Origin of the sequence: Paenibacillus turicensis (assembly GCF_050461185.1) — a bacterium.
In the GTDB taxonomy this organism is placed as follows: domain Bacteria; phylum Bacillota; class Bacilli; order Paenibacillales; family Paenibacillaceae; genus Fontibacillus; species Fontibacillus turicensis_A.
Window position 1 is genome coordinate 327,375 of sequence record NZ_JBCMOR010000005.1, and the last position, 13,210, is coordinate 340,584.

General features: G+C 40.1%; 10 protein-coding genes. 4 read left to right on the plus strand and 6 right to left on the minus strand.

Annotation, left to right across the window (positions count from 1 at the left end; translation table 11 throughout):
• Positions 1 to 3 precede the first annotated feature (3 nt).
• From ABE099_RS03585 to ABE099_RS03600, 4 genes are read right to left on the minus strand one after another with little or no spacing between them, the layout of a single operon-like run.
• The gene (locus tag ABE099_RS03585) at positions 4 to 1,128 is read right to left on the minus strand and encodes a YheC/YheD family protein (protein WP_430027444.1); all 1,125 of its coding nucleotides are present in this window, start codon (positions 1,126 to 1,128) and stop codon (positions 4 to 6) included.
• Positions 1,128 to 2,501, minus strand: coding sequence for a YheC/YheD family protein (locus ABE099_RS03590; protein ID WP_430027446.1), 1,374 nt, complete (start codon positions 2,499 to 2,501; stop codon positions 1,128 to 1,130). The genes ABE099_RS03585 and ABE099_RS03590 overlap by 1 nt, the downstream gene beginning before the upstream one ends.
• Positions 2,498 to 3,622 (minus strand): YheC/YheD family protein, encoded by a 1,125-nt coding sequence (locus tag ABE099_RS03595; protein WP_430027448.1) that lies wholly within the window; start codon positions 3,620 to 3,622, stop codon positions 2,498 to 2,500. Before ABE099_RS03595 ends, ABE099_RS03590 begins: the two co-directional genes overlap by 4 nt.
• Before the next feature lie 15 nt (positions 3,623 to 3,637).
• Positions 3,638 to 5,002: a YheC/YheD family protein gene (locus ABE099_RS03600; protein ID WP_430027450.1), complete on the minus strand. Its 1,365-nt coding sequence runs from the start codon at positions 5,000 to 5,002 to the stop codon at positions 3,638 to 3,640.
• Between the two features lie 150 nt (positions 5,003 to 5,152).
• Here ABE099_RS03600 and ABE099_RS03605 point away from each other — a divergent pair, with 150 nt between their 5' ends.
• The 3 genes from ABE099_RS03605 (at position 5,153) to ABE099_RS03615 (ending at position 7,573) form a co-directional block, all read left to right on the plus strand.
• Positions 5,153 to 5,500, plus strand: coding sequence for a YlbF family regulator (locus tag ABE099_RS03605; protein ID WP_430027452.1), 348 nt, complete (start codon positions 5,153 to 5,155; stop codon positions 5,498 to 5,500).
• Positions 5,501 to 5,685: 185 nt separating this feature from the next.
• A complete protein-coding gene (locus ABE099_RS03610) occupies positions 5,686 to 5,964 on the plus strand; it encodes a hypothetical protein (RefSeq protein ID WP_430027454.1) in 279 nt (92 codons plus the stop codon).
• Between the two features lie 274 nt (positions 5,965 to 6,238).
• A complete protein-coding gene (locus ABE099_RS03615; RefSeq protein WP_430027456.1) occupies positions 6,239 to 7,573 on the plus strand; it encodes a DRTGG domain-containing protein in 1,335 nt (444 codons plus the stop codon).
• Positions 7,574 to 7,787: 214 nt separating this feature from the next.
• Here ABE099_RS03615 and ABE099_RS03620 read toward each other — a convergent pair whose 3' ends face one another.
• Positions 7,788 to 8,285 (minus strand): hypothetical protein, encoded by a 498-nt coding sequence (locus ABE099_RS03620; protein ID WP_430027458.1) that lies wholly within the window; start codon positions 8,283 to 8,285, stop codon positions 7,788 to 7,790.
• The gene (locus ABE099_RS03625) at positions 8,282 to 8,611 is read right to left on the minus strand and encodes a YtrH family sporulation protein (RefSeq protein WP_430027460.1); all 330 of its coding nucleotides are present in this window, start codon (positions 8,609 to 8,611) and stop codon (positions 8,282 to 8,284) included. The genes ABE099_RS03620 and ABE099_RS03625 overlap by 4 nt, the downstream gene beginning before the upstream one ends.
• A gap of 912 nt (positions 8,612 to 9,523) precedes the next feature.
• Between ABE099_RS03625 and ABE099_RS03630 the strand changes: the two genes are divergently transcribed.
• Complete coding sequence (locus tag ABE099_RS03630) at positions 9,524 to 13,150, plus strand: DNA polymerase III subunit alpha (protein ID WP_430027462.1); 3,627 nt, start codon at positions 9,524 to 9,526, stop codon at positions 13,148 to 13,150.
• Positions 13,151 to 13,210: the final 60 nt, after the last annotated feature.

Below are 13,210 nucleotides of genomic sequence, written 5' to 3' on the forward strand. Positions count from 1 at the left end.
ATTTTAATTTTGTATTTGCTTGGCATTCCGATATAAATAATGACTGTACTGAATCACTCTCTCAAGTGACTTTTTACGAATATGTGTTTCATCAAATTTCATCGGCTTGGCGTTAGCCTCAAAAAACCATAGCTTCCCGTTTCGATCGATCCCTAGATCCATCGACATTTCCCCCAGCATATAACCACAAGACTTCTCTAAATGTTTTGCGATAAGAATGGCACTAGATTTCAGCTTATTCATTAATAAACTGGTCATTTCCTGACCAAAGGAGGAGAGTAGCAGTTTTTCAGGCTCTTCAATACTTCCCCCTTGAGGGACATGTGTCGTAATTCTTTTTAGTCCTGCCAGTCTTGCGCCAATGCCTGTAATCATCCAATTCCCTTTGCCTGTTTTTTGTACAAGTACTCGAAGGTCAAAATGACGATTACGATAGGAGGATAATTCAATCGCCTCCTGCATAATATAGGCACAAGTTCCACTTTCCTTACGTATTCTTTTCCATAGCTTCGGTAGCGAGGCAGTCCGGTATACGATATTTTTGTGGTGATGACCTTGAATGATTAGGCACAAGGGACGAGGACTGGCTTCATCCCACTGCAAAAGCATAATCCCTTTTCCTGCCTTACCACTTTCAGGCTTTAAATATAACGAACCATATTGTTTAAGCATAGCTGCAAGTGACTTGGAGGAAAGAAGACGCTTTGTATCGGGTACAAGTGCCTTTGTGCTTTGGCTTTTTTTGAGCCAGTCAAATAGTCGCCATTTATTAAAAAAGTACGGATTATACAGTTGGATCGAAGGGTGCTCTAAACACTCCTCAATTTTTTGTCTCACCTTAGGTTTATTTTCATCTTCGCGTAATGGGATCCGATTATAGATAACATCAGGTAATGGAAACCAGTTTCTAATCCATGTTTTTTCATTTGGATCATAACCATAACCTTGAACCTTTGGTGAATGTAGCTTTAAATCCTTCACGGTGACTACATATACTAAAGTATTCATTTCACGACCTGTTTTAACGATATCCCGAAAATTAGCATGGTTACCCCTAAATAGCTTTACTTTATCTGACACAGTCAAAATTGCAATGACAGGTCTTTGCTCATCAACAGGGTAGTTCATTATACCTCCCTCCTCCGAAATTTGCTAAGGAACAAGCAATGTTCAAGAATATGCTCAACAGATGCTTTTCCCTCGGCTCGAAGAGAAGGGTGCTTGAAGATAGATCGCCCTGGTTTCGCATTAGCTTCAAACATCCACACTTTTTCGTCTTGATCAATCCCTAAGTCAAATCCAATTTCGCCGATTAAATGTTGATGATGGAGTTCAATGGCTTCTGCAAGTCGTATTGCTACTGCCTTTGCATTTCGTAATACTTCGTCACTTCGAGCGCCGAATGTGCGGCTTAGTGCCTGTTCTGGAGTCAAAAGGGAGCCGCCATTTTTAAGGTGTGTTGTCACGCTACCTTTACCAGATTTTTTAGCGCCAATGCCTACAACAACCCATTGATTTTTACCATTTTTATGCATGTGGAATCTAAAGTCAATGGGGCAACTATCAATTTCAATTAAACGAATTCCTTGTTGTGCTACATATCCACGCAATTGCCCGCCATGACGTGTCTGCAATGTACGCATCAGACTCTGAAACGATTTAAATCTCAGCAGTGCATTGCGATCTTTGTTGCGATAACGAGCGTAGTATCCACTTTTTGGAATATAGGAGAGACGATAAATACCTTTACCGAGACTACCGCTATTTGGTTTGTAATAAACGATTGAATGTCGTTCTAGCATTTCCTTTATTTGCTCTGGGGCTGGATTCATAATCGATTCCGGAACATAACGATTCACAGTGTTATCATTTTCAAGCAAACGATAAATATCTGATTTATTAAAGAAGCTCCAGTTGAAAAAAGGAATTCTCCGACGAGCTAGCTTTTCACGTAATTGGTTAATGGAGTTAGAGGTTTCTGCTCTACGACTAGGAAGACGATTGTAAACGACATCGGGAAGAGGGACGGTCTTACGTATAAACCTACCAGCTTCGTTAAGGAAATATCCGTTTACGGTATCATTTTCAAAATGAATATCTTTAGGTGTAAAGGCAAAAATATAAGATTTTTTATTTCCAGCTCGAAGGAGTTGCTTAATAAAGTCCGTTCTAGAGCCAAAAGGGTTTTGGGCAGAAGAAGTTGGGCCATCTGATAAAACTCCAATTAAGGGACCGATCTGTACTTCTCCTTCTTGTAGGCTTCGCAAAAATACGCTACCAGAGCTAGGCACCTTCATTTTTTTTCTAACACTAGTGGGTAGGTATAAGTGTTTGCCTGATTTGTTGATGGGCTTAAGCATTGCAGGCATCCGCTCGCCACCTAAGCGAAGCTGAACTGATTTTTTTCCTGACAAATTCAAGTTTTTCATTAAAGCACCAGATACATATACGACCTTCTGGGGCTGCTGTGTGAAATGAACGTTGCCAAAAGTCAAGCTCATGAATTTATCCTCCTAAACATTCTGTGTGTAAGCAGGTAATGAGTATAATCAATCAGATTTTCTACTGATTTCCTAGCACTGTCGGCTTCTCCAATCTGGAAAAAGGCAGATCGCCCTGGCTTAGAGTTGACCTCAAGCACCCATACCTTGCCTTGCTTATCTACACCATAATCAATACCAAGCTCTGCAAGACGTCCAAAATTAGCTTCTAATGTAAAAGGGATAATGGTTGATAAATGTGTAATGGTATCCATAATTTCTGTCGCCTTGACTTTACCAAATTCATGAATAAGATAAGAGCGTGCTTTATGGGCTTTGCCTCCGCCATGCAGGTTGGAGGTAAGCGAGTTTTTTCTTCCAATCCTGGCAGCGGCACCAGTAAGATTCCAAGTCCCTGTTTGCTCCTTTTGCATTAAGACACGGATATCAAACGGCTCCTCTTGTATGTTAGTTAAATGTAAATAAGGCTGTAATAAGTAATTTTTGTGTTGTGTAAATCGTTCAATCCAGCTGTAACCTGCACTCGTATTTAAATAACGTGTAAAAACGGTATTTGCCCCACTACGTCCTCTTATAAATAATTGGTCTTTATGCCCTATGGCTTTAATATATAGTGTTCGTTTACCATGTGTGCCACATTGTGGCTTTAAAAAAGCTTCCCCCTGATGAATGGTTAACCAGTCTCCCAATTGATTTTTCCCCTCGAATAATAGCGTTTCAGGTAAATAAGGGGTTAACTCTTTGTTTTGTAACAAAGCTTGATGTACAATCCATTTCCCTGCTAATCCTCGCGTTAAATACATAAACTCGTGAGCTTCCTTTAACTGAGTAAGGCACATCACTTTGGACTGATGTTGTTTGGCGTTACGGGAAAAATATCGATCATATACCACATCTGGCAAAGGGAAATTACCTTTGCGCCAGCCTTGCTCTCCATAACTGTACCCTTTGATGGACTGTTCTCCTGGTTTAAACCATTCTGGACAAAACACAAATACCTGTATTTGCTGCTTGTGTCCTAGCAAGCATAATCTTCGGCATAGCTGGCCTTCAGTAAAGGGAAGAGAGCCGTTGCTTTCTGTAACTAAGATGCCTAACGAGCCTAGCTGTAATTTGCTCATTGTTCTAAGTCCCCCCTAGAAGCCAGATAAGTATCGAGCGTATTCAATAACTTGTTTCACTGAGGGGCGAATTTTACTTGCTCCAATCGGTGTATTATCATTTTTTGATGGTTTAGAATTCACCTCTAAGAGCCATATTTTCCCTGTGTTATCGACTGCGAGATCAATCCCTAATTCCCCGAAATGAGCCGGAATATATTTATCAATCCCTTGAGCGATATCTAGCGCAGTTTTTTGTAGGCGTCCGGCAATTTTACCCTTGACCTGAGCAGGAAGTGTAGCGCGAGCAACCGCTTCTTTAACGGTGCTTAACGTGCCGCCTCGTGCTAAATTAGATACAAAATGCTGACTACCGGCAGTACGACCTACAATAGAAGTAATATTCCATTTACCCGTTAAATTTTTTTGCACTAGGGCTCTAAAATCAACTGGACGATGCTCAATTTCAATGAGATTTAAGCCTTGCTGAATTTGATAACGTGTTGTTTTCATTTTGCCAGATAGGGAAGCAAATAACTTGGCTAAGCTCGTATAGCTTTGCTTGCGTGTTCCTCCAACCTGAGCAGTTAAGGACTGATATCCACCTTCAGTTCTAGAAATGCGGATAATGCCCTTGCCTAAGCTGCCACGGATAGGTTTGAGGAATACAACAGGGTGCCTGGCGCACATCGTTTTGAGCATGGCATAGTTTTTAAATAGATGTGATTCTGGCAAGTAACGGCTTAATGAAGGGTCATGTGCTAATGCATCAAATACCTCGGTTTTATCGAGAAACTTTTCATTAAAGAATTGACTCCCGAAGCTAGATTTTACTTCTTTTAAAAAATGCTGTACGCTAGGTTTGTTCTCTAATTTACGTGAGGTTAATCGATTGTAAAAAACATCTGCTGCAGGTACTGTCATTTTCCTCCACCCATTGTCATACACCCAGCCTGATAACTGACTTGCGTTTGTGCCGATATGATCTGGGGTAAAAAAGTAAACATACAGGCCTTGTTGCTTGCAGGCGTTAACAAGCTCTTGACAAAACATCGTGATTTGACCAAATGGTCTTTCAGGTGTCGCGGGATAATCTTTGCTGATGAGTACACCGATAACGGGTCCGAGTTTAAGCGTCGAAGATTGTGGTTGATAGTGAAGTCTCAACGTAGTTTTTGATAATATACCTAGCTTGCTTGCAAGTCTTGGACTGATTTTGGCTTCTTGAGACTTGCTTAAGGGAATAACTTTAACTCTGTGGCGAGATGCGCCAAAGCTCAGCATCAATGGACGATGGATCGGAATTCTCCATTGCTTGATGTGTGAATCTCCGAGCACAAGGCAGTCATCTTCCAGTAATCCTGAATTCATGATCTGTAATATCATTTTTTTGGAGGACATGAAGAGGGACTCCTTCCAATTATCAAGGCATTTCGTCTTGGGCTATGGTTTACTCTGCTTAATTGCATGTAATGCATCATATGAGGACGTAGAAACCTTGGTGATTAACCTAGGGATGTTATATTTAATATTTTGAGGAGGAAGTTTAATATGAAAATTTATGATCACGCACATGAGCTTGCACGTGCTTTGAAGGAAAGCGAAGAGGTTACACAAATTAGTGAAGCGATGAAATTGATTGAGGCAGACGTTCAAAGTAAAGAGATGCTAGATAATTTCCGCTTGCGTCAAAATGAAGTACAACAAAAAATGATGACAGGCGAAATGCCAGCTCCTGAGGAAATGGAAAAGATGGAGAAGCAATTCGAACTGATCAGTCAGAATCCACATATTCATAAACTATTTGATGCAGAACGTAGACTTAGCGTTATTATTCAAGATGTAAACAAAATCATTACTGATAGCTTAGCGCACCTTTACGGTGGAGAAATGCAATAAACGAAATTATTCACACCTTCTTTTTCTTAAAACGTGGCTCATAATCTGTGAATTGCTTTTAAAAATAGAGAAGCCTAGCTAAAGTTTTATGAATTACTTCATAAAATAGAGAAGCTTGGCTCATATTTCAGGATTTACTTCATAGAATAGAAATATAGTTTAAGAGAAGAAGGAGCTGTTTTGCGATGAAAACGGTCAAAAAACCAAGTAAATTCAAACACGCTGTATATTTAATTTTGGCACTTGCCATGTTAGTTTATGCCCTTCCGATGATTACATTTACATCTGGAGCTACCTTTGTTTCTATATTTGGTATTGTGTGGGCTGCCTTTGCATTTCTTGTTATTGGTGCACACTTATATTATTTATTAGGTGTAAACGAGGAAAAAGAGCGTGCCTTGGATGCGATTAGACGTGAAAAGGCAAGACAATGGCAACATAAGCTAGCAGATGATGCTGAATAATAGAATTGCTGCAAGTTTGAAAAAACTCAAATGATAATGTAATCGAAAATTTAAATCAAAAGGAATACGCCGTCAGTATATACGGTGTATTCCTTTTTTTAATAGCTATTGAATGAATGGATTAATGAATTGCTAAATTATAGTTTATAGATGAATTATATTTTACAGTATGTTTATATAAGATTTCTAACAATAAATCATGGGTATAAAATAGAGTAAAGGTTGGTGTATAATAGGTACAGAATAGTACAGATTTAACTAGGAGGTATAACAGTTGGAAGGGTATGAAGAGACTGTCACCAAGCATGAGCAGTTGCTTCAATATATAGAAGGTCTTCAAATTGGAACTAAAATCTCTGTGAGAAAGCTAGCAAAATCGCTTTCTGTCAGTGAAGGAACTGCATATCGTGCACTTAAGGAAGCTGAAAACCTGGGTATTGTTGTCACCAAGGAAAGAATTGGTACAATACGAATTGAGAAGAAACCTCGCAATATTTCCGATCAGCTTTCCTTTGCGGATGTCGTAGAAATTGTAGAGGGACATGTTCTTGGTGGTGCTGAAGGTCTGGATAAAACATTGCATAAATACGTAATTGGTGCGATGAAAATTGATGCAATGGCAAGATATATTGATGCTGGAAGTATGCTTATTATCGGGAATAGAGAAAATGCACATTCACTTGCCTTGCAGCAGCAGGCAGGCGTGCTAATTACAGGGGGATTTGGTACAAGCCGTGAGGTAAAAGCATTAGCTGATCGGCTCGCATTACCGATTATTTCCTCTCGCCATGATACGTTTACAGTTGCATCCATGATTAATCGGGCTTTATTTGACCGGTTGATTAAGAAAAAAATTATGTTAATTGAAGATATCGTTTCCTTAAAGCCACGTGTGAATTTGCTTAAAATGACGAGTAATATTTCAGACTTTGATGAATTGTCGATTGAAACGGGTCTATATCATTTTCCTGTCGTAGACGAATGGAATCGTGTAATTGGTATTATTAGCCGTAAAGATATTGAACAGCTTCATGGGGATCAGTGCATAGAAAAATATGTAACAAGACATCCCATTACAGTTGGTTTGCAGACATCACTAGCTTCTGCCGCGCAAATTATGGTATGGGAAGGCATTGATTTTTTACCTGTAGTTGATCGTAATCGTAAGTTAGTTTCCTCCGTCACAAGACGTGAGGTATTACAAGCTATGCGAGATGCACGTAATCAGCCGCAGCTTGGTGAAACATTTGAGCATCTAATGTGGAATGGTTTTGCTGAGGAACGTGATGATAGTGGTAAGCTTATTTTCCATGGGATGATTACACCACAAATGTCCAGTGAATTAGGCACAATCTCTCATGGCGTAATCACATCTTTGTTAACACAAGCAGCGATTCGTGCCGCAAAGGATGTTACGGGTGGCGACTATGTCGTTGATAACTTAACGACCTTTTTTGTAAGACCGTTGCAAATTGAAAATCCAGTGGTTATTGCCCCTGTCGTATTAGAAATGAGTCGGAGAGCGTGTAAACTAGAAATCGCAATGACTTATCAGGAGCATGTGGTCACCAAAGCGATGATTACGTTACAATCTATAGATCATTCTTAATGAAAGAAGTAGAAAAATTATATCCTAACAAGGGACTAGGGCGTGTCTAAAAAGTCAGCATGGAGTAGATATTGGCGAATTTTCGCTTCATACAAGGCACTTTTTCGCAGGCTTACCGGGGTAAGTCAAGGAAAAGTAACGCAGTAGGAGGCGAAAAGGCGGGAATAGATGACCCTGAGTGAGTTTTCAGACACGCCCTAAGGTGCTTTTTGCCTTAGTTTCTTATATAAGGACGCATGGATACCCATACCTGCAAGACACCTTCGCTCACAAGCATCGTTTTAATTTGAATCGCATATTCTTTGTCCCGTACATCATAAATCTTGCGATTTAACAATGTGCGTGCCATTTTAGCATCCTCATCAATTTCAAAAATACTTCGTCCGCGTAAAACCTCAAGCTCCTCTTGAAGCTGCTTTGTCACTTCTTTCATCGCCAATTCATCTAAAGGAGGGTCATTTTCTTCAATTCGCACTTTAATTTCCTTAATAATTGTTGCTCTTTTATTATATTTTTTAAGCGTTTTATTATCTTCTTCTGCTTGATGAAGCTGAATTTGCAGATCTTTATTTTGTATCCATAACGTGTTGTAGCTAGCTTGGTAGATAAGATTATAAATAAGGGTTCCAGCAATTATTCCTAATATAAATATCGAAGTGAGATGCATAAAGCGCTGAATTTTTATTTTCCAGGACGACTTATTATCGTTCATCCCCGACTTCCCCCACATGCCCATCTAACAAGTAATGATCCTAAGTGAGCTCCCGCAAAAGCAAACAACAAATATAAAATCTGCTTAATAGCAGGAGATAGATTACCATCAAAAAAGTTGCTTTCAATTACTCTCATCGGATCAATAGTTCCGCCAACTGCTGTAGCAAGTGCCCAAATTTTAATGCGATCAGCAATATCAAGCATCGATTGTGTAGGTGGCTGTAACGATACGATCGCCCCTATGCCTCCAATTAAAGCACCGCCTAACACAATGCCAAACGCAACAAAAAAATCCATAATTGCTTTTGAAATAAATGTACTCATGTTGCTTGTCCCCCCTTTCCCTTACTATCATTGTATGGGCGGAGGTTGGTGTTATATGATAAAATATTTAATAAAACAGCGTTACATTTTGAAGGGTGTTCCCATCGCTCTTAAAAGTAGATTTCATAAATGATTTTTTATATAGGCTCAACATATTAATCAGTACTTGACAATCTTTGAGGTGGGAGGCTACGTAGCAGAGAGTGGTTTCAACCGCTGTTAAAGTTCCACTTTTTTTTATAACCTGTCTTGAAATGATAAAAGTGGGACCTTAAAGGCGGACGCTATCGCTTTTCCACCATCTCTCTGCTCCTCCGCTTAGTTTGCTTATTGTCAAGTACCGATTTTAAGGTTGAGCCTTTATATAAGGAAGAAATCTACTTTTTAAAGGCGACCGCGTTCGCTTGTCCACATTCCTTCAAAACTCCACTGATGTGTTTTCATGAGGTGGGGAGGTATAGATGATGAAATTTCATTGTTCATTTTACTCCTTTGCTTTATAACGCTTAATGATACAATATAGACAATCGGGCACTTTCTCAATTTTGGCTTCTATTTAGAAAGGCCATACTTATGTCCGAGCGGAGTAAGACTAGGACAGAAGGTAGTAGAAATCTAGGGGGACTCCCCATTAAAGAGTGACTTAACTTTAAAAAATAAAGCCCTTACTTTCAATCAATACTTAATAAACAACACCAGCCTAGCGAAGGGACAGAGGGATTGTGGAGAAGCGAAAGCGTTCGTATTTAAAATCGGATTTCAACTATGAGTATTGTGTAAGGAAAGGAATCTGATTTTAACAACGATCGAAACAACCCTCTGTACCGTAGCTTCCACCTCTATGATTATTAAGTATTGATCTTTATGTAGTAGCTTAATTTTTTGTAAATTCTACTTGAAGGAAGGTAAACCATGAGCAGTTTTGTTCATTTACACGTGCATAGTGAATATAGCCTATTAGATGGCGCCGCCAGATTAGAAGAATTAGTGGCTAAAGCTGCTGCTTCTGGAATGACTTCCTTAGCATTAACTGATCATGGCGTTATGTATGGGGCGATCCCTTTTTATAAATTATGTAAGTCACATGGTATTAAGCCGATCCTTGGCTGTGAGGTTTATTTTACCGCCAATTCACGTAAGGAACGGGGGAGCCGAAAGGATCAGCCGATTTATCATTTGATTTTACTTGCCAAAAACGAAACAGGATACCGTAATTTAATGAAGTTATGCTCGATTGGTCATCTAGAGGGTTTTCATTACAAGCCTAGGATCGATCGGGAGGTACTAGACAAGTATCATGAAGGGATTATTTGCCTCAGTGCCTGCTTAGGTGGAGAGGTTCCTCAGCACTTGCTACAAGGAAGATATGAGGAAGCGAAGAAGTCAGCTCTATGGTACAAAACAATTTTTGGAGATGATTATTACTTAGAGCTACAGGATCATGGGATCAGGGAGCAAAAGCAGGTAAATCCATTGCTTATGAAGCTGGCAGAGGAGCTCTCCATTCCTCTTGTGGTAACTAATGATGTGCATTATTTAGAGACAGAAGATGCTGAGGTGCAGGATGTACTAATTTGTATTGGTACAGGAAAGTCCGTTGATGATGAAAATAGATTCAAAATTGACAATAATCAGCTCTATTTGAAAACTGGCGAGGAAATGCAGAAAATATTTCCACATGTACCTCAGGCGATCCAAAATACAATAGAGATTGCAAATAAATGTCAGCTCGAATTACAGTTTGACCAACATATTTTGCCGCGATATGGACCCATCCCCGAAAATCATAATGCAGAAAGTTATTTAAAAGAATTATGCTTTAAAGGGCTACAGGAAAGGTATGAGCAATTAACGATTTGGCAAAATGATGAGCAACGTCAGGAGCTAGTAGCACGCCTAGAGTATGAGTTATCTGTCATTACAGATATGGGTTTTAGTGATTACTTTTTAATTGTTTGGGATTTTATTAGCTATGCACATAGTCAAGGAATCGCAACAGGACCAGGACGTGGTTCCTCAGCAGGGAGCTTAGTTGCTTACGTGCTTCATATTACAGATGTAGATCCAATTAAGTATCAGCTATTGTTTGAGAGATTTCTGAATCCAGAACGTATTACGATGCCAGATATCGATATTGACTTTAGTGATGAGCGCCGAGATGAGGTGATCACTTATGTCTCGCAAAAATATGGTGCCGAGCATGTTGCCCAGATTATTACGTTTGGTACGATGGCCGCGCGGGCGGCTGTTCGAGATGTAGGGCGGGTCTTAGGGATTCCTTTTGGGGAAGTGGACAAGGCTGCGAAGCTGATTCCAGGCAATCCCGGTATGACGATTACAAAGGCATTGCAGCTAAATCAAGAGTTGAACACACTTTACACAACAAATGATCGGATAAAAACGTTGCTAACGATGGCAATGAAGGTAGAAGGAATGCCAAGACATGCTTCTACGCACGCCGCAGGGGTAGTTATTTCACGTGATCCGCTTACAAATGCGGTGCCACTTCAGGCGGGGAGTGAAGAAGCGGCACTTACGCAGTATTCCATGGAGCATCTTGAAGCGATTGGGCTACTTAAAATGGACTTTTTGGGATTACGGACGCTTTCTATCATTGAACGTTGTATGAGATGGATAAAGGAAGAGCATCAGCTTATTCCTGATTTCAAGGTGATTCCAGATAATGATAAGTTAACGTATGAAATGCTTGGACGCGGAGAAACGACAGGTATTTTTCAGCTAGAGTCGGCGGGTATGCGGCGTGTGCTGCGAGATTTGAAGCCAACTGCATTTGAGGATATTATTTCAGTTTTGGCATTATATCGCCCAGGACCAATGGAATTTATCCCTAATTACATTTCAGCAAAGCATGGAGAAACAAAGGTTAAATATCCTCATAATGACTTAGAACCCATTTTAAGTGATACGTATGGTATTATTGTGTACCAGGAGCAAATTATGCAGATTGCTTCTAAAATGGCGGGCTTCTCCTTAGGTGAAGCAGATTTATTAAGAAGAGCAGTGTCGAAGAAGAAAAGGGAAGTGCTTGATGAGCAACGTGGGCATTTTGTGTCGGGTAGCTTAGACCAAGGTTATAGTGAGCAGGAAGCAAATTTAGTATATGATATGATCGTTCGGTTTGCAGATTATGGATTCCCGCGTGCTCATGCGGCTGCCTATGGTGTGCTTGCGTTCCAGACCGCCTATTTAAAAGCACATTATCCTGTCTATTTTATGGCGGCAATGTTGACCGCTGTCATGGGCAGTCATCGTAAAGTTGCAGAATATATTGTAGAGTGTCGCCGTATGGGAATAGAAGTGATGCCACCAGACGTCAATGTCAGTGGGGTTTATTTTACACCTGAACTGAGTCATACATCACATGATAACCTTGATGATCAAGCCCAAGAGGAACAGGGTACGCATGGTAACATCCGTTTTGGGTTAGCTGCGATAAAAAATGTAGGCACACAAGCGATGGAAAGTATTTTACGTGAAAGAGCGGAGCGACCGTTTGACAGCTTGCTTGATTTCTGTCGTCGTGTTGATTTACGTGTATGTAATAAACGTGTGATTGAATCCCTAATTCAGGCGGGGGCATTTGACTCCTTACGTGGTCACCGTGCACAGTTGCTTGCGATGGTGGATGAAACTGTCGAGGCAGCACTAAAATGGCGTAAGGATCGTGATGATTTACAACTGCAATTATTTGATTTTGATGTTGCAGAAAATCTAAATTGGGAAATTAATTATCCTGAAATCTCACCCTATACAATGGGGCAGCAATTGGAGCTTGAACGTGAGTTACTTGGTTTGTATTTATCAGGACATCCATTGGATGATCATGCACAGTGGCTAGAAGCATCTTCAATAGACCGCTTAATGGAGTTAGGAGATGCAAGTGATCATAGCTCAGTAATTGTGGCAGGTATGGTCGTGTCTTTGAAGGAAATTACGACAAAGCAAGGCAAAGCGATGGCATTTATCGAAATTGAAGACCAAATTGAGCGGGTAGAGGTTGTTTTATTTCCTGAAGTATGGAAGCGTGGGGCTAAATACGTAGCGAAAGGTGAATTGCTCATATTATTAGGAAATGTTCAACAGCAGGATGAAGGCTTTAAGCTGTTAGCGGATGAAGTATTGCCACTTGAGCCCTCCAATTTGCATCAATTAATCGAGCGGCGTAATTATAAGCAGAAGCAATCTGATAAACGCTCGAAGCCAACATTTCAGAAAACTACAGCTCAGAAGTCAAGTCAAAAGACAACAACTCAAGGGACAACAATTCAGCAGGCAGCAAAAGAACAAGACAATCAACGTGTCTTCATCAAAATTAAGCAGGAGGCTGAAAATCCCGATATGCTCTCCAGCTTGAGAGCATTGTTGCAACAACATCATGGTACAATGGAAACGGTGCTATTTTACGAAAGCACTGGGAAATTGTTAGCGTTAAATAGTGAGTACAGTATTAAACCTTCTCCTGTTTTATTTAGTCGAATCGAAAGCATGTTGGGAGAAGGAACGGTGAGAGTAAAGTAGAATAAAGGATAATGTCATTAAGGAATATTTAAAAAGTAAGCAAATTTAGGATTGGACTTG

Bases quoted from the DNA above. Each gene is read 5' to 3' on its own strand.
- ABE099_RS03610 (WP_430027454.1), top strand. From the start codon at position 5,686: ATGAAAACGGTCAAAAAACCAAGTAAATTCAAACACGCTGTATATTTA.
- ABE099_RS03620 (WP_430027458.1), bottom strand. From the start codon at position 8,285: ATGAACGATAATAAGTCGTCCTGGAAAATAAAAATTCAGCGCTTTATG.
- ABE099_RS03630 (WP_430027462.1), top strand. From the start codon at position 9,524: ATGAGCAGTTTTGTTCATTTACACGTGCATAGTGAATATAGCCTATTA.
- ABE099_RS03590 (WP_430027446.1), bottom strand. From the start codon at position 2,501: ATGAGCTTGACTTTTGGCAACGTTCATTTCACACAGCAGCCCCAGAAG.
- ABE099_RS03600 (WP_430027450.1), bottom strand. From the start codon at position 5,002: ATGTCCTCCAAAAAAATGATATTACAGATCATGAATTCAGGATTACTG.
- ABE099_RS03625 (WP_430027460.1), bottom strand. From the start codon at position 8,611: ATGAGTACATTTATTTCAAAAGCAATTATGGATTTTTTTGTTGCGTTT.
- ABE099_RS03605 (WP_430027452.1), top strand. From the start codon at position 5,153: ATGAAAATTTATGATCACGCACATGAGCTTGCACGTGCTTTGAAGGAA.
- ABE099_RS03585 (WP_430027444.1), bottom strand. From the start codon at position 1,128: ATGAACTACCCTGTTGATGAGCAAAGACCTGTCATTGCAATTTTGACT.
- ABE099_RS03595 (WP_430027448.1), bottom strand. From the start codon at position 3,622: ATGAGCAAATTACAGCTAGGCTCGTTAGGCATCTTAGTTACAGAAAGC.